This window comes from Aeromonas sp. Prich7-2, assembly GCF_017939255.1.
Taxonomy (GTDB): Bacteria; Pseudomonadota; Gammaproteobacteria; order Enterobacterales; family Aeromonadaceae; genus Aeromonas; species Aeromonas caviae.
This window is the reverse complement of record NZ_JAGKRI010000117.1, coordinates 86,502-102,450: the sequence shown is the minus strand read 5'-3', so window position 1 is coordinate 102,450 and position 15,949 is coordinate 86,502. Positions and strand designations below refer to the sequence as shown.

Annotated in this window: 13 protein-coding genes; 8 read left to right on the top strand and 5 right to left on the bottom strand. The window is 62.5% G+C overall.

Annotated elements, in window-relative coordinates; translation table 11 throughout:
* Positions 1-72: 72 nt before the first annotated feature.
* Positions 73-1,500, bottom strand: coding sequence for a PLP-dependent aminotransferase family protein (locus tag J9892_RS16405; RefSeq protein ID WP_113069000.1), 1,428 nt, complete (start codon positions 1,498-1,500; stop codon positions 73-75).
* A gap of 252 nt (positions 1,501-1,752) precedes the next feature.
* Here J9892_RS16405 and J9892_RS16400 point away from each other — a divergent pair, with 252 nt between their 5' ends.
* From J9892_RS16400 to J9892_RS16390, 3 genes are read left to right on the top strand one after another with little or no spacing between them, the layout of a single operon-like run.
* Positions 1,753-2,220 carry an OsmC family protein gene (locus J9892_RS16400; RefSeq protein WP_182956759.1) on the top strand — a complete coding sequence of 156 codons (468 nt, stop codon included), beginning with the start codon at positions 1,753-1,755 and terminating at the stop codon, positions 2,218-2,220.
* A gap of 18 nt (positions 2,221-2,238) precedes the next feature.
* Positions 2,239-2,676, top strand: a complete 438-nt coding sequence (locus J9892_RS16395; RefSeq protein ID WP_042878345.1) for a rhodanese-like domain-containing protein — start codon at positions 2,239-2,241, stop codon at positions 2,674-2,676.
* Entirely contained in the window at positions 2,666-3,433 is a 768-nt protein-coding gene (locus tag J9892_RS16390) for a GNAT family protein (protein ID WP_232098036.1), read from the top strand. Before J9892_RS16395 ends, J9892_RS16390 begins: the two co-directional genes overlap by 11 nt.
* A gap of 84 nt (positions 3,434-3,517) precedes the next feature.
* Here J9892_RS16390 and ybaK read toward each other — a convergent pair whose 3' ends face one another.
* A complete protein-coding gene (gene ybaK, locus J9892_RS16385) occupies positions 3,518-3,988 on the bottom strand; it encodes a Cys-tRNA(Pro) deacylase (RefSeq protein ID WP_041211703.1) in 471 nt (156 codons plus the stop codon).
* A 178-nt stretch (positions 3,989-4,166) separates the two neighbouring features.
* Between ybaK and J9892_RS16380 the strand changes: the two genes are divergently transcribed.
* Complete coding sequence (locus J9892_RS16380; RefSeq protein ID WP_210538596.1) at positions 4,167-5,648, top strand: sensor domain-containing diguanylate cyclase; 1,482 nt, start codon at positions 4,167-4,169, stop codon at positions 5,646-5,648.
* Between the two features lie 107 nt (positions 5,649-5,755).
* On the opposite strand, the gene J9892_RS16375 is transcribed toward J9892_RS16380, so the two are convergent.
* From J9892_RS16375 to argE, 3 genes are all read right to left on the bottom strand, one after another.
* Positions 5,756-7,312, bottom strand: a complete 1,557-nt coding sequence (locus J9892_RS16375; RefSeq protein ID WP_201922331.1) for an EAL domain-containing protein — start codon at positions 7,310-7,312, stop codon at positions 5,756-5,758.
* 281 nt (positions 7,313-7,593) lie between these two features.
* Entirely contained in the window at positions 7,594-10,227 is a 2,634-nt protein-coding gene (ppc, locus tag J9892_RS16370; RefSeq protein ID WP_210538595.1) for a phosphoenolpyruvate carboxylase, read from the bottom strand.
* 213 nt (positions 10,228-10,440) lie between these two features.
* Positions 10,441-11,586 carry an acetylornithine deacetylase gene (gene argE, locus J9892_RS16365; RefSeq protein WP_039040568.1) on the bottom strand — a complete coding sequence of 382 codons (1,146 nt, stop codon included), beginning with the start codon at positions 11,584-11,586 and terminating at the stop codon, positions 10,441-10,443.
* A gap of 261 nt (positions 11,587-11,847) precedes the next feature.
* On the opposite strand from argE, the gene argC reads away from it, so the two are divergent.
* From argC to J9892_RS16345, 4 genes are read left to right on the top strand one after another with little or no spacing between them, the layout of a single operon-like run.
* Entirely contained in the window at positions 11,848-12,855 is a 1,008-nt protein-coding gene (gene argC, locus J9892_RS16360; RefSeq protein WP_201890329.1) for an N-acetyl-gamma-glutamyl-phosphate reductase, read from the top strand.
* A gap of 23 nt (positions 12,856-12,878) precedes the next feature.
* Positions 12,879-13,658 carry an acetylglutamate kinase gene (argB, locus tag J9892_RS16355; protein WP_010675689.1) on the top strand — a complete coding sequence of 260 codons (780 nt, stop codon included), beginning with the start codon at positions 12,879-12,881 and terminating at the stop codon, positions 13,656-13,658.
* A gap of 25 nt (positions 13,659-13,683) precedes the next feature.
* Positions 13,684-14,601, top strand: a complete 918-nt coding sequence (locus J9892_RS16350) for an ornithine carbamoyltransferase (RefSeq protein WP_200164373.1) — start codon at positions 13,684-13,686, stop codon at positions 14,599-14,601.
* Positions 14,602-14,657: 56 nt separating this feature from the next.
* Complete coding sequence (locus J9892_RS16345; RefSeq protein WP_010675687.1) at positions 14,658-15,893, top strand: argininosuccinate synthase; 1,236 nt, start codon at positions 14,658-14,660, stop codon at positions 15,891-15,893.
* Positions 15,894-15,949 lie beyond the last annotated feature (56 nt).

The window sequence follows — 15,949 nt, the reverse complement described above, 5'->3', positions numbered from 1 at the left end:
CAGTATAGACGGGCCATTCCCGTCGACACAGCGCTATCAGGCTCTGGCAGATCTGACCTCTTGAGAAGGGGGTCATGCGGATTGCATCAAGAGACCCAGGCGACGACAGAGTTGGCGCAGCGTCTGGTTGTCGAGGCAGCCAAAGCCGAGCAGCCACCCTTCCAGCGTCGGCGGGCCCAGGTAGAACTGGCCCAGATGGCGCAGCCCCAGCCCGCAGGCGTTGGCGGCATCGGTCCAGCGCGCCTCGCCACCGGGGGGCAGCAGCACGGCGCACTGCAGGCCGGCGCCGCTGTGGATGGGGGTGAGCCCCGGGCAGTGCTCGGCCAGTTCCGCCAGCAGCAGATCCCGTCTGCTCTGGTAGAGGAGGCGGCTCTGGCGCAGGTGGGTGGCGAAGTGCCCGCCCCGGATGAAGTCTGCCGTGACCGCTTGCTGCAACTGGTTGCTGTGGCCGTCGACGGCGGCCCTGGCGCGGCAGAAGGAGTCCATCAGCGGCCTGGGCAGCACCAGGTAGGCGAGGCGCAGCGAGCCGAACAGCACCTTGCTGAAGGTGCCCACATAGATCACCCGCCCCTGGCCGTCGAGCCCCTGCAGGGCGGGCAGGGGACGCTGATCATACTGGTACTCCCCGTCGTAATCGTCCTCCAGGATCCAGGCGCCGTGACGCTCTGCCTCGGCCAGCAGCGCCATGCGGCGGGGCAGGCTCATGGGGACGCCAAGGGGATACTGGTGTGCCGGGGTGCAGTAGATGAGGCGAGGTGCCGGGTGATCCCCATGAGGGTTGAGCCCCTCTTCATCCACCGGCACCGGATGTACCCGGGCACCGGCGCTCTCCATGGCGGTGCGAGCCCCGGGATAACCGGGGTCTTCCACCCAGACGGTGTCACCGGCATCGATGAGCAACTGGGTCGCCAGCAGGATCCCCTGCTGGGAGCTGGTGAGGATCAGGATCTGATCCGGCTCGCACACCACGCCGCGTGACTGCACCAGATAGCTGCTGATGGCGGCGCGAAGTTCCCCAAGCCCCTGGGGATCCCCGTAGTTCATCCAGTCGCTGGCGCGCTGGCGCCACTGTTGCTGCATCAGCCGACCCCAGAGTGCCTGGGGGAAGAGACGGGGATCCGGCTGGCTGGAAGCAAAGGTGGTGCCCACCTCGGGCACGTCGTGACAGGCGCCACCCAGGGCCATCTCCTGGCCGCGACGGGAGAGGCCAGCCGCTGACTGGGGCGGGCGCGGCGCGGGGCGCACCGCCGCCAGGGCGACAAAGCTGCCGGCGCCCACCTTGCGCACCAGATACCCCTCCGCCTCAAGCCGGCCATAGGCCAGTTCCACCGTGCTGCGGGAGATCCCGAGATCCCGGGCCAGGAGACGGCTGGCGGGTAGGCGGCTGTGCAGGGGCAGGTGGCCCGCCAGGATGGCCTCGCGCAGGGTACGCACCAGTTGTTCGTGCAGGGGCAGATCCCCTTGCTGCTGGCTGGCGAAGAGCGTTGGCAGAACGGTCATGGTGTGCTCCCGTTGGCTCGGGGGGTGCACCTCTTTCGAGGCAGGGAGACTGCCCGCAGGGCATGGCGCGGCAGTGGGGCTGGCGACCGACGGGCAGAGCGGGTGGGGTGGATGGTCATGGTGGCGGCTCGATGAAATTGGTCTGCCCATATTGGCAAAATTGGTCGGCGTGGCAAGGCCATTTTGTCGCTACATTGGTGGTCACAGGGTGGCGCCAGCGGGCGGCACGGATTGGCAACACAAGGAGTCTGCATGTCGGAATACAGTGCCACCATCAGTTGGCAGAGGGGGGAGCACGAGCCCTTCGTCGATCAGCGTTACAGCCGGTCCCATGAGTGGGCGTTTGATGGCGGGGTCAGGGTGCCGGCCTCCTCCTCTCCCCATGTGGTGCCGCTGCCTTACTCGGTGGCGGAACATGTGGACCCGGAAGAGGCGTTTGTGGCGGCCCTCTCCAGTTGCCACATGCTCACCTTTCTCTGGCTGGCGGCGAAGGCGGGCTATCGGGTAGAGAGCTACCGGGACGAAGCGGTCGGCATCATGGCTAAAAACGGGCAAGGTCGCCTCGCCATGACCCGGGTCACCCTGCGTCCCAGGGTGATCTTCGGGGGAGAGCGGGAGCCCGCCCTGGCGGATCTGGAGCAGTTGCACCACCAGGCCCATGAGGAGTGCTTCATCGCCAACTCGGTCAACACCGTCGTCACCACAGAGATCGTCATCTAGTCATCAGGAGCGTTCAGGATGAGTCATGTATTGAGCACAGGGGTGGCAGGGGCCGCCGAAGCCAGCGCCTTTTTCGAGGCCCAGCTGAAGTTTCGTACCGATCCGGCGGATCTGGCCGCCGATCTGCTGGCCGGGGCGGCGGGGATCGTGGTCATCGATACCCGCTCCCCCGCACACTATGCCGAGGGGCACATTCCCGGCGCCATCTCCTTCCCCCACAGGACCATGACGGCGTCGACCACGGCGGTACTGGACCGGAACCTGGTGTATGTCTGCTATTGCGACGGCATCGGCTGCAACGGTTCGACCCAGGGGGCCTACAAGCTGGCGTCCCTCGGGTTTGAGGTCAAGGAGTTGATAGGGGGTCTGCACTGGTGGCGTCAGGACGGTTTCGCCGTCGCCACGGGCAGCGAGCCCGGAGTGCTGCTGGAAGGGGGAATTGCCTGTGCCTGTTGAACGTTGCAATGAGGGGGGCGACGCCTCCCTGTCCGGCGCCGCCCTTTTCAACGACTTTGGGCAGCCTCTGGGGCGTGCGCTGCCAGAATGGCGCGGCGCCGAGTTCCCTCCCCACCGCGCACTGCATGGCTGGGGCTGTCGTCTCGAGCCCCTTGATCCCGAGCGCCACCTGGGGGATCTGTGGCAGGCATTCAGTGCCGACAGCGGGGCCATGTGGACTTACCTGACCAGCGGCCCTTTCGCGGACGAGACCGCCATGGGGGTCTGGCTGCGGGAGGTTGCCACCAAGCGGGATCCCCAGTTCTACGGCATCATCGACGAGGGGAGCGGACGGGCGCTGGGACTGGCGAGCTACCTGCGCATCGATCCCCTGGCGGGCAGCATAGAGGTGGGCTGGCTGCACTTCTCCCCCGCCATGCAGCAGTCACGGCTGGCGACGGCGGCCATGGTGTTGATGATGGCCAATGCCTTTGCTCTGGGATACCGGCGCTACGAGTGGAAGTGCAATGCCCTGAACCTGCCTTCGCGCCAGGCGGCCCTGCGCCTCGGCTTTCACTATGAGGGGACCTTCCGTCAGGCGCGGGTGGACAAGGGACACAACCGGGATACGGCCTGGTTCTCCGTCATCGACAGCGAGTGGCCCGCCCTGAAAGGGTGCTTCGAGCGCTGGCTGGAGGACGGCAACTTCGATGCGGCAGGGCGCCAGCGGCTGCGCCTCTCCGAGCTGACCGCCGCCTGCCGTTCGGCAGAGGCATGAGGGAAGGGGTGAGGCGGACCCGATCGCCCGCCGTGTTCTGGTCACCCGCGAAGGGGCTCCGATGTCGGAGCCCCTTCGTCCTTTTCAGTCGTGGTGATCGCCGATGGGGGCGGCAATCCAGTTCATCAGGCGCACCATGTCTGCCGGCGCCACCCCGACCGAGAGGCCGCGCTTGCCGCCGCTGACCAGGATCTCGTCGAAGGCCATGGCGGAGTCGTCCAGCACGGTGGGCAACTGCTTCTTCTGGGCCAGGGGGCTGATGCCACCCACCTTGTAGCCGGTCAGCTTCTCGGCGTCGAGCGGCTTCATCATCTCCACCTTCTTGAGCCCGGTCGCCTTGGCGAGTTGCTTGAGGCTGCACATGCCCGATGACGGGACTATGGCGACCACTGCCTGCTTGTCGTGATGGGCGAGCAGGGTCTTGAACACGCGCTCCTCGGGCAGGCCGAGCTGGGTCGCGGCATGCTTGCCGAAATCGTCGTGGGCCTCGCACTCGTAGGGGTAGAGCTTGTGGGGGATCTTCAGCTTCTTCAGCAGGTTGATGGCGGGTGTCATGGGGTCTCCTCGAGCCAGGGCAAGGCCAGACAGTCTGCGCCCGGGCGCCTGATGTGGCAAGTACCTGGCTGCATCAAATGGGACTCGTGTTCGCGTAACCGAGTGCCGGATCCTATGCTCTGAACTCTTGTTCCCGCATTCTCGCGGGGGGCGTCGGCGAACGAAAGGAATCGTAGCCATGAATACCCCAGCAATTCGCGCTCGCGACGTCGAGACGTTCGATCGTTATGAGTCCCTGGCCCGGCAGACGGCTCTGGAGCGGGCCTACGGCATGGTCGAGTTCGATCTCGATGCGCGCATCGTGTCGGTCAATCCCCTGTTCTGCGACATGCTCGGGTACGAGGCCGAGGCGTTGATCGGTCAATCCCACCTGATGTTGCTGCCGGCGGATCTGCACGTCGGGCACGCGTTCTTCTGGCAGAGGGTGCTGAACGGCGAAATCCACTCGGGGGAATTTCGCCGGATCACGCGAGACGGCGGCACCCTCTGGATCCATGCCACCTACATGCCCATCACCGACGAGGAGGGGTCCCTGCTCGGGGTGATCAAGCTGGCTCACGACATCACTTCCGGGGTACTGGCCAAGCAGCGGGTCGAGCTGCAGAGCCGGCTGTTCGACATCGTCGTGGCCGCCCACCAGAGCTTTCTGCTGGACCGCAATCTCGCATCCGCCTGCGACACCGTCTTCGAGCGGCTGCTGAGTGTCAGCCAGAGCTCCTATGGCTTCATCGGCATCCTCCAGTACGAGGAGGGGAGCCCCAGCCTCTATGTCCCCTCCATCTCCAACGTCTCCTGGGACGAGCAGACCCATGCCTGGTACGAGCAGCAGCGCCAGAATCGGGGAGGGCTCACCTTCAGCAAGCTCGACAACCTGTTCGGCCACGTGGTTACCCACAACGTCCTGGTGTGCTGCAACGATCTGCCGAGCCACCCGGCGAGCCGCGGCGTCTCCCCTCGTGGGCATCCGCATCTGGACAGCTTCCTCGGCATCCCCATCCGCCACAAGGGGGAGGCCATCGGCATGATAGCCCTGGCCAACCGCCCAGGTGGCTTCGATGAGGCGTTGGTGACCCTGCTCGAGCCGCTGACCACGGCACTGGGCACCCTGATCCATGCCCGCAACCTGGAGGATGAGCGCAGCCGCATGGAGCGGGTGCTGCGTTTCAATGCCGAGCACGACTTTCTCACCAAGCTGCCGAACCGCAGCAGCTTCTTCAGCCAGGCCAACGTGGTGCTGGAGCACATCCAGCGCCATCCCGCCGGGGGAGAGGCCTGCTGTCTGGCTCTGATAGACATCGACTTCTTCAAGCAGATCAACGATGAGCATGGCCACCTCGCCGGGGATGCGGTGCTGGAGGCGCTGGCCAGCCTGCTGATGCAGGCGGTGCGCAGCAAGGATCTGGTGGCACGCTTTGGTGGGGAGGAGTTCATCATGCTGCTGCGGGGGGTGGGCCTGGAGGAGGCCCATGTCATCATGGAACGCACCCGCCAGCTGGTGGAGCGTCACCACTTTGCCTACCAGCAGCAGGCGATCACCGTCACCATCAGCGTGGGGCTCACCGCCTATCAGATGGGCTATCGCCGCATGGACGACTGGCTGCAGTGCGTGGATCAGCGCCTCTACGAGGCCAAGCGCCGGGGACGCAACCGGGTTGCCTAGGATGCAGGGAGATGAGACAAGAAGGGCGCCATCAAGGCGCCCTTGGTTTGAGGAGCGGCTAGCGCGATGACCTAGAGCGAAGACCCATTGAAGCCCCTTAGTGAGCGCTACTCGATGCGGCGGTAAGGGGGGGGCGGGGAGGAGTTTGCTCTTTTCTCTGCGATGATGTGGGTCAGCCTCGCGGCCGGCAGGGCCTTGTAAAACAGCCAGCCCTGGATGAAGGCGTGCTTGTCGAACGACTCGATCAATCTCAGTTCGTGCGGGCTCTCCACCCCCTCGAAGACGAGCTGCTTGTTCAGCTTGGCGATGCCGTTGAGCATGGAGATGAAGAGATCCCTCTTCAGCTCTTCATGCAGGCCATGAATAAATATCTTGTCCAATTTTATTTCGTCGAAATCGATGGATGTCAGCCAGACAATATTGGATGCTCCGGTACCAAAGTCGTCCAATGATACCTTGAACCCTTTTTTGCGGGCGGCAATGGCGAACTCCGATATTTTCTGGTGGTACTCGTTGATCCTCTCCGTTATTTCAAGCTTGATCTGATGAGGCTTTATATCGTGCAGGATGACTTGTTTATGCAGGTAGTCGAGATATTCCGGTTTGGTGATTTCATAGTTGCTGATATTCAATGACACCATCAGGTTACTGTCTTGCTTGAGCAGGTGCTGCAAATCATGCAGGGCGCGATGAGCAATAAAGAAGGAGATATGCTTATACAGCGCAAGCTTGGTGGCGATGGGAATGAACAGCTCGGGGGAGACCTGGCCATAGAGCTCATCCTTCCAGCGCAGCAGCGCCTCCACACCGACGATGTGATGTTGTACGGCATGCACCACTGGCTGATATTCGAGGTAGAGCTCCTCCCTTTTTATCGCGCGTATCAGACGAAACTCGAGGGAGCGCTTCTCTTCTTGATAGCTGGTGACCGAGAAGGCGATGAGGCCGCCGAAACACAATGCGATGACACAGTACAGCGCGATCAGCAGCGGGTGATAGGCGAGGATGCCTACGCTGTCATTGTAGGTCACGATGCAGTAATCGAAGGTGTCGCTGCACAGCCGGGTCGACAGGGTCGAAAAGTGGTTGCTCGCGGCGGGGGAGCCCGCCAATGAGATGAACTTGTGTTCCCCATTCTTGGTGACGAGCTCATACGAGAAATCCGCGGTGTCCTTGTATATCTGCTCCGCTCTCAGCCGAGAAGAAAACGCCACGACGTTGCCGAGGCGGGTCATATTTCGGATGAGCTGGGAGGGGAAGAGATCGCGCGGCTTGAGATAGACCTCGAATCCGGAGGCCGTGATGAAGTCATGGCGGGGAAGCTGCGATTGTTTCTCCAGGATCCCCCAGTTGGCGGTACAGAGCAGCTTGTCACCCTCGGCGATGCCTATGTCATCGACATAAGGGTAATAGGAGGCGATGATCCTGATTTTATCTATGGTGGGTTTGTTGCATTCGATGAGGGCGGCCTGGTTGACTGCACGTAATGAGGTCGCAAGCTGTAAGGTGACCTCATCCGATTTTATTAACAGGTTTTTTGAGAAAGCCAGCTGCTTGTTTTTCTGAAGTGCCAGGGTGGAAAAATGGCCGACAAGCAAAAATAAGAGCAATGAGATGAAACAGCCTAAATAAATGCGTTGATTGCCAGCAACAGACTTTAACATGCAAAGCTCTCATTATTGACACTGTCAGGCAACGAGAGTATCCCAGCCCGAACAAGGCTGACAAGGCTTAATACGAGGCTAAATATCCCTGTGACGAGGCGATATTATTTTGGTTGTCAATTGAGTGCTATTTCAGCCTTGGCGGTCACAACCTCGGGGGGAGGGTGGGGCGGTATTGCACCCTGGTCTCTCTCCTGACGGGAAAGGGCACACCACGACAGACATAAAAAGGGCGCCTTGTGGGCGCCCTTTGGCTGGAAGGAGGCTGGATAGCCCGCCTGTCAACCCGTGTTGCGCATGCCTGCCGCGATGCCGGCGATGGTGACCATCAGCGCCTGATCCAGCTCGGGATGCAGGGTCTCAGGATGGTTGCGGGAGCGGTTGAGCAGCTCGGCCTGCAGCACGTTCAGCGGATCCGTGTAGGGGTTGCGCAGCTTGATGGACTCCTTGATCCAGGGCTGATCGTCCAGTAGGTCGCCCTGCGGGCGCAGTTTCAGCACCACTTCGATGGAGTCGGAAAGCTCCTGACGCAGCTGCTTGCCCAGGCCCCACAGCTCTTCCGGTACCAGACGGGTGTCGTAGTACTCGGCGAGCCAGAGGTCGGCCTTGAGGAACACCATCTCCAGCATCTCCAGACGGGTGCGGAAGAAGGGCCACTGGCGGCTCATCTCGTCCAGCACGGCCTTCTGGCCGTCGTCGATGGCCTGTTGCAATCCCTTGTGGGCGCCGAGCCAGGCCGGCAGCATCAGCCGGTTCTGGGTCCAGGCGAAGATCCACGGGATGGCGCGCAGGCTCTCGACGCCGCCGTTGGGCTTGCGCTTGGCGGGGCGGGAGCCCAGCGGCAGCTTGCCCAGTTCCATCTCCGGGGTGGCGGCGCGGAAGTAGGGCACGAAGTCCGGGTGACCGCGCACTATGCCGCGGTAGTGTTCGCAGGAGACGGTGGCCAGCTGCTCCATCACGGCGCGCCAGCTCTCCTTCGGCTTGGGCGGCGGCAGCAGGTTCCCCTCCAGCACGGCGCTGGTGTAGAGGTTGAGGCTCTGGAAGGCCACCTTGGGCAGGCCGAACTTGAAGCGGATCATCTCCCCTTGCTCGGTGACGCGCAGGCCGCCGCGCAGGGATCCCGGCGGCTGGGAGAGGATCGCCTGGTGGGCGGGGGCGCCGCCACGGCCGACGGTACCGCCACGGCCATGGAACAGGGTGAGGCGGATGTTGTTGGCCTCGGCCAGCGCCACCAGGGATTCCATGGCGGCATACTGGGCCCAGCCCGCGGCCATCATGCCCGCGTCCTTGGCAGAGTCGGAGTAGCCGATCATCACGTACTGGCGGCCCTGGATGTAGCCGCGATACCAGTCCACCGACAGCAGGCGCTCCATCACGGCGGTGCCCGCCATCAGGTCTTCCTGGGTTTCGAACAGCGGCGCCACCGGCATGCGGAACTTGCAACCGGCTTCTTTGAGCAGCAGTTGCACCGCCAGCACGTCGGACGGCGCACCGGCCATGGAGATGATGTAGATGCCGAACGCATCGGGGTCGTGCTGGGCGATGACCTTGCAGGTGTCGATGGTCTCGCGGGTCTCGGCACTCGGCTCCCAGTCATTGGGGATCAGCGGGCGGCGGGAGTTGAGTTCGTTGAGCAGGAAGGCCTGTTTGTCGTCCTCGCTCCACTCGGCGTAGTCACCCAGCCCCAGATAACGGGTCAGCTCGGAGAAGACCTGGCCGTGACGCTCGCCATCCTGACGGATGTCCAGCTTGACCAGGTGGATGCCGAAGCAGGCCAGCTTGCGCAGCACGTCCAGCAGCATGCCGTCGGCGATGTTGCCCATGCCGCAGGCGTGCAGGGAGTGGTAGCAGAGCTCCAGGGGCTCGCGCAGCTGGGCGGTGCTCTTGACCAGATCCCGGCTCTCGCTCGCCTGGCCCTGTACCTTGGCGGTCAGGTACTCCTGGGTCTCGCGCAGTTGCTCGCGCAGCTCGCGTACCAGGGCGCGATAGGGCTCGGGATTGTCGCCGACCCGGGCACGCACGGCGTCGGTGCAATCGGCCATGGAGAGCTCGGAGGTGAGCTCCTTGATGTCCTTGTAGAACAGGCTCACCGCCATCCAGCGGCCCAGCTCCAGCACTTCGGCGGTCACCTTGGCGGTGACGAAGGGGTTGCCGTCGCGGTCACCGCCCATCCAGGAGGTGAACTTGACCGGCGCGGCGTCCAGCGGCAGCCGCACACCCAGATGGTGTTGCAGGCGCTCGTCCAGATTGCGCATGAATTCGGGGATGGCCGGCCACAGGCTGTTTTCCACCACGGCGAAGCCCCACTTGGCTTCGTCCACCGGGGTCGGGCGCTGTTCGCGGATCTCGTTGGTGTGCCAGGCCTGGTTGACCAGTTGCTCGATGCGACTCTGGATCTTGTCCCGCTCGCGGGGCAGCAGATCGGAGAGTTCCAGCGCCTCGAGGCAGTCGTTGAGCTGCACGTGCTTGTGGATCAGGGTACGACGGGTCACCTCGGTGGGGTGAGCGGTCAGCACCAGATCGATGTCCAGCTCGCGCACGGCCTGGATGATGGCCTCCTGGGACAGGTTGGAGGCTTTCAGCTTGTCGAACATCTGCTCCAGCGGGTCCGGGGTGCAGACCTGCTCTTCGCAGCGACGGGAGATGGTGTGGAACTGCTCCGCCACGTTCGCCAGGTTGAGGAACTGGCTGAAGGCACGGGCCACGGGCAGCAGTTCGTCATCGGAGAGGGTACGCAGGGTGTCGAGCAGGCGCTCTCTGTCTGCCTCGTTCCCCTTGCGGGAAGACTTGGCAAGTTGGCGAATGGTCTCAATCTTGTCGAGGAAGGCCTGCCCCTGATGATCCTTGATGGATTTACCCAGCAGTTGGCCCAACATGCCTACGTTGGCCCGTAGTGCGGCGTACTTTTCGTTCATTCCACATCCTTATTTTGTTGGTGCCTCCTGACCTTCCAGGCGGGAGGCGACCTCACTTATTGTTGTGCGATTACAACATATGCTCCGTCATCTTAGGGGGACAATCTACCCAGATTGTCTGCGCAAGGTCAAATAACAAGCCGATTCAGAACATGTATTTCCCTCACCTGTCCCAAGGCGCCTGTCATGTAACTTACTTACATCCCTATTTGGCTAGACGCAGAAGCGCCGGATCAGGTGCTGCAGCACCGCCGTGGTCGGTTTGACGAACGACAGATCCAGGTATTCATCGGGCTGGTGGGCCTGGGTGATATGGCCTGGGCCCATCACTATGGTCTCGCAACCCAGTTGCTGGATAAAGGGGGCTTCGGTGCAATAGTTCACGGACTCGGCGGCCCGGCCGCTCGCCTTTTCCGCCTCCCGCACCAGCTCGGAGTCATCCTGGCAGGCATAGGCCGGAATGGGTTCGTGCAGGTGCTGCAGGTGCAGGCAGCCCGGCTGGTGGATCTCGATGGGGGAGAGCGCCTCTTTCAACATGCCCATCAGTTCGTCGGGACCCACCTGCGGGGTGGGACGCATGTCGATGTGCAGCTCGCAGCAGCCGCAGATGCGGTTCGGGCTGTCGCCCCCCTGGATGTAGCCGAGGTTCAGGGTGGGCTGGGGCACGGCGAAGCGGTGATCCGCGTACTTCTCCTTCAGATCCTGCTGGAGCCTGAGCACCTGACCCATGGCCTTGTGCATGATCTCCATGGCGTTGACGCCGTTGGCGGGATCCGAACTGTGGCCGCTTCGGCCTGTGATGCGAATGGCTTCCGACATGTGGCCCTTGTGGGCCACCACGGGCACCAGCCCGGTGGGTTCGCCGATCACCGCGTAGTCGGGTTTGAGTTCAGCTGCGGCGGCGATGGCGCGGGCCCCGGCCATGGTGGTCTCTTCATCGGCGGTGGCCAGGATGCGCAGCGGCTTGCTCAGGGTCTTGAGGTCGACCTCCTTGAGCGCTTCCACGATAAAGGCGAAGAAGCCTTTCATGTCGATGGTGCCGAGCCCGTACAGGCGGTTGCCCTCTTCGGTCACCTTGAAGGGGTCTTTGGTCCAGGCTCCTTCATCGAAGGGAACTGTATCCGTGTGGCCCGCCAGCAGCAGCCCCCCTTCTCCCTGACCATAGGTCGCCACCAGGTTGAACTTGCCCGGCAGATCCGGCAGGGCCGTCACCTCGCACTGGAATCCAAGCTGGCCGAACCAGTCGGCCAGCAGCCGGATCACCGCCTCGTTGCTCTGATCCCAGCGAGTATCCGTGCTGCTGATAGAGGGAATCGCAATAATATTCTTATAAAGTGAAAAAAAATCCAGTTTGGCCATCAGCTCCTCCTTGCGTCCCCGGAGTGTTTCTGTTAGAAAATACAAATGCAAAGTGAGTGCATGAATATTCTGTTCGAGTGCTCATCGACAAGGCCTCTAGTTGTAAGGGAAAGTTAATGTTCTGTCACCTGATCTGTAACCGACGACGCATATCCGCCTGAATTGCCCCTCCGCACTCGTTGCATCAAAGGGGCGATAGCCGACCCCTTGCACCGCAGCACCATGCTGTGAATTTCGAACCCAGACTTGGAATACTCAAACATGCTTAAGACCGTTATCGTCGGTGCCAGTGGCTACGCGGGGGCCGAACTGGCCGCTCTGGTCCAGAACCATCCACAACTCGAGCTGTTCGGCCTCTATGTTTCCGCCGGCAGCCAGGACGCCCACAAACGTTTCTCTTCCCTGCATCCCCAGTGGGTGGGCAAGCTGGATCAGCCGCTGCTGCCTCTGGACGAAGACGGCATGACCCGGATCCTGACCCAGGCCGATCTGGTGGTGCTGGCCACTGCTCACGAGGTGAGTGCGGAACTCGCGCCCAAGTTCCTGGCCAAGGGGTTGCCGGTGTTCGATCTCTCCGGTGCCTTCCGGGTCAACGATCAGCAGTTCTACGCCTCCTTCTACGGCTTCACTCACGAGAATGAGCAGTGGCTGGAGCAGGCCGCCTACGGTCTGGCCGAGTGGAATGCCGATGCCGTCAAGGCCGCCCAGCTGATTGCCGTGCCGGGATGCTACCCGACCGCCTCCCTGTGCGCCCTCAAGCCGCTGCAACAGGCCGGGCTGATTGCTCAGGGATGGCAGCCCATCATCAATGCGGTTTCCGGCGTCTCCGGGGCCGGTCGCAAGGCCGCCATCAACACCAGTTTCTGCGAAGTGAGCCTCAATCCCTACGGCACCTTCAATCACAGGCACCAGCCGGAGATCAGCCACCACCTTGGCAAGGAGGTGCTGTTCCAGCCCCACCTCGGCAACTATGTGCGGGGCATCCTGGCCACCATCTATGTGCAACTGGCGGAAGGGGTGACGCACACCCAGGTGGATCAGGCCTACCTCAAGGCCTACGAAGGCAAGCCGCTGGTACGCCTCACCGGCCAGATGCCCTCCATCCGCGGCGTGGCGAGCACGCCCTACTGCGACATCGCCTGGCAGCAGCAGGGCAACATGCTGGTGGTGGTTTCTGCCATCGACAACCTGCTCAAGGGGGCCGCCTCGCAAGCCATGCAGTGCATAAATATCAAGTTTGGTTTTGAACCGGCCACCGGCCTGATTTAACGCTTTAAGAAAGGATCGAGAAGATGGACAAGCAGACGCTGGTAATCAAGTTGGGTGGTGCCCTGATCGAGAACGACGAGGCCCTGACCGCCCTGTTCGCCACCCTGAAGACCTTCCTGGATGATCAGCACCGTCCTCTGGTGCTGGTGCACGGTGGTGGCTGCCTGGTGGACGACCTGCTCAAGGGGCTGGGCATGACCTCCACCAAGAAGAACGGCCTGCGGGTGACCCCGTTCGAGCAGATCCCCGTGATTGCCGGTGCCCTGGCCGGGACCGCCAACAAGATGATGATGGCCAAGGCCATCTCCACCGGCATTCCTGCTGTGGGTCTGTGCCTCGCCGACGGCGGTCTGTGCCAGGTGACCCAGCTCGATCCGGATCTCGGTGCGGTCGGTGACTGCAAACCGGGCAACCCGGCGCTGGTGGCCGGCATCCTGGGGCAGGGCTTCCTGCCGGTGGTGAGCTCCATCGGCATTACCGCCGACGGACAGATGATGAACGTCAATGCGGATCAGGCGGCCACCGCCATCGCCGAAGCGCTGGGCGCCGATCTGGTGATGCTGTCGGATGTGAGCGGCATTCTGGATGGCAAGGGCAAGCTGGTGCCGCAACTGGACAAGCAGAGCGCGCTGGACCTGATGGAGAAGGGAGTTATCACGGACGGCATGGCCGTCAAGGTGAAAGCCGCCCTGCACGCCGCCGAAACCCTGGGCAAGCCGGTCTGTGTCGCCAGCTGGCGCTACCCGGATCAGCTGCTCAAGCTGCTGGCTGGCGGCGCGGTCGGCACCCAGGTCACCCTCTGATCTCCACCGGGAAAAGGACAATCCGATGCAACATCTTCTGAAAGACAGTGATTTAAGCAAGGCCCAGATCGAGGCGCTGCTGGCGCTTGGCAAGGCGGTCAAGGCCGATCCGAAGAAATACAGCCAGGCCCTGGCGGGCAAGAGCGTGGTCACCCTGTTCGAGAAGCCCTCCCTGCGTACCCGGGTCACCTTCGACATCGGCATCGCCAAACTGGGTGGTCACATCGTCTATCTGGATCAGCAGAACGGGGCGCTCGGCAAGCGGGAGTCGGTGAAGGATTTCGCCAGCAACCTGTCCCGCTGGTGTGACGCCATCGTCGCCCGGGTGTTCGATCACCAGACCCTGGTCGAGCTGGCCGAGTTCGGCTCGGTGCCTGTGGTCAACAGCCTGTGCAACCTCTACCACCCCTGCCAGGGGCTGGCGGATTTCATGACCATCAGCGAGCACTACAGCGATCTGTCCAAGGTGAAGCTGGCCTATCTCGGCGATGGCAACAACGTGAGCCACTCCCTGCTGCTGCTGGGGGCGACCCTCGGCACCGATGTGACCCTGGTCTGCCCGAAAGGCCATGGCCCGGATACCCAGATCTTCCTGCAGGCCCAGGCGCTGGCAGCTCAATCTGGCGCGACCATACATATCAGCGATGATGTCGCGGATATCGAAGGCTTTGACGTGGTTTATACCGATACCTGGGTTTCCATGGGTGACAACACACCAATGGAGCAGGTAAAAGATATCTTCATGCCTTATCAGATCAACCAGGCCCTGCTCGATCGGACCGGCATCCAGCACGTGCTGCACTGCCAGCCGGCCCACCGGGAGCTGGAGATCACCTCGGAGGTCATGGACGGCCCAGCCTCCCTCATCATGGATGAGGCAGAAAACCGGATGCATATCCAGAACGCCGTGCTGCTGACCCTGTTCGGACAGGGCCAGAAGTAATCCGGCAACCGACCCGGAATCACCCCTTTTTATCGAATCATCACGGAGAGAAGTAAATGAGCGGAATCAACAAGATCGTACTGGCTTACTCGGGCGGACTGGATACCTCGGCCATCATTCCCTGGCTGAAGGAGCACTATGACGCTGAAATCATCGCCTTCGTCGCCGACGTGGGCCAGGAGCGTGACGATCTGGAAGGTATCGAGCAGAAGGCCATCGCCTCCGGCGCGGTCAAGTGCATCGTCAAGGATCTGCGGGAAGAGTTCGTCAAAGAGTATGTCTACCCGACCCTGAAGACCGGCGCCGTCTATGAAGGCACCTACCTGCTGGGCACCTCCATGGCTCGTCCGGTGATCGCCAAGGCCATGGTCGAGGCTGCCCTGGCAGAAGGGGCTGATGCCATCTCCCACGGTTGCACCGGCAAGGGCAACGACCAGGTGCGGTTCGAAGGGGCGGTAGCTGCCCTGGCGCCCCAACTGAAAGTGATCGCCCCGTGGCGGTTGTGGGACATGCGTTCCCGGGAAGATCTGCTGGCCTATCTGGAAGCCCGCAACATTCCCTGCAAGGCGACCCTGAAGAAGATCTACAGCCGCGACGCCAACGCCTGGCACATCTCCACCGAGGGTGGCGAGCTGGAGAGCACCTGGAACGAGCCGTCCGAAGCCGTCTGGCAGTGGACCGTCTCTGCAGAGGATGCCCCGAACGAGCCGGAATACGTCAAGCTGACCGTGGCCAAGGGCGAAGTGGTCGCCGTTGACGACCAGCCGCTCAGCCCGCACCAGATCCTGACCACCCTGAACGAGCGTGCCGGCAAGCACGGCGTGGGCCGGATCGACATCACCGAGAACCGGATGGTGGGCATGAAGTCCCGTGGCTGCTACGAGACTCCGGGTGGTACCGTGATGGTTGCCGCACTGCGCGCCGTGGAAGAGCTGGTACTGGACAGACCGACCCGCGCCTGGCGGGAAAAACTCGGCGCCGAGTTCTCCCACCTGGTGTATGACGGTCGCTGGTTCACCCCGCTGTGCAAGGCCATTGTCGCCTCCGCCAACGCCATCGCCGAGGAGCTCGACGGTGAAGTGGTGCTGAAGATGTACAAGGGTCAAGTCACCGCGGTGCAGAAGAAGTCGCCGAACAGCCTCTACTCCGAAGACTTCGCCACCTTCGGCGCCGACGAAGTGTACGACCAGAGCCATGCCGAAGGCTTCATCCGTCTCTACACCCTGGCGAGCCGGATCCGCGCCATGAAAGAGCAGCATCAAGCCATCGGTGGCGACCATACCCACGGCTAAGCAAGCGCTATCACCCGTTGATTCGAGGGGGCATGGCCCCCTCTTTTACAGGCAGA

Bases quoted from the DNA above. Each gene is read 5' to 3' on its own strand.
- J9892_RS16405 (WP_113069000.1), bottom strand. From the start codon at position 1,500: ATGACCGTTCTGCCAACGCTCTTCGCCAGCCAGCAGCAAGGGGATCTG.
- J9892_RS16400 (WP_182956759.1), top strand. From the start codon at position 1,753: ATGTCGGAATACAGTGCCACCATCAGTTGGCAGAGGGGGGAGCACGAG.
- J9892_RS16395 (WP_042878345.1), top strand. From the start codon at position 2,239: ATGAGTCATGTATTGAGCACAGGGGTGGCAGGGGCCGCCGAAGCCAGC.
- ybaK (WP_041211703.1), bottom strand. From the start codon at position 3,988: ATGACACCCGCCATCAACCTGCTGAAGAAGCTGAAGATCCCCCACAAG.
- J9892_RS16380 (WP_210538596.1), top strand. From the start codon at position 4,167: ATGAATACCCCAGCAATTCGCGCTCGCGACGTCGAGACGTTCGATCGT.
- J9892_RS16375 (WP_201922331.1), bottom strand. From the start codon at position 7,312: ATGTTAAAGTCTGTTGCTGGCAATCAACGCATTTATTTAGGCTGTTTC.
- ppc (WP_210538595.1), bottom strand. From the start codon at position 10,227: ATGAACGAAAAGTACGCCGCACTACGGGCCAACGTAGGCATGTTGGGC.
- argE (WP_039040568.1), bottom strand. From the start codon at position 11,586: ATGGCCAAACTGGATTTTTTTTCACTTTATAAGAATATTATTGCGATT.
- argC (WP_201890329.1), top strand. From the start codon at position 11,848: ATGCTTAAGACCGTTATCGTCGGTGCCAGTGGCTACGCGGGGGCCGAA.
- argB (WP_010675689.1), top strand. From the start codon at position 12,879: ATGGACAAGCAGACGCTGGTAATCAAGTTGGGTGGTGCCCTGATCGAG.
- J9892_RS16350 (WP_200164373.1), top strand. From the start codon at position 13,684: ATGCAACATCTTCTGAAAGACAGTGATTTAAGCAAGGCCCAGATCGAG.
- J9892_RS16345 (WP_010675687.1), top strand. From the start codon at position 14,658: ATGAGCGGAATCAACAAGATCGTACTGGCTTACTCGGGCGGACTGGAT.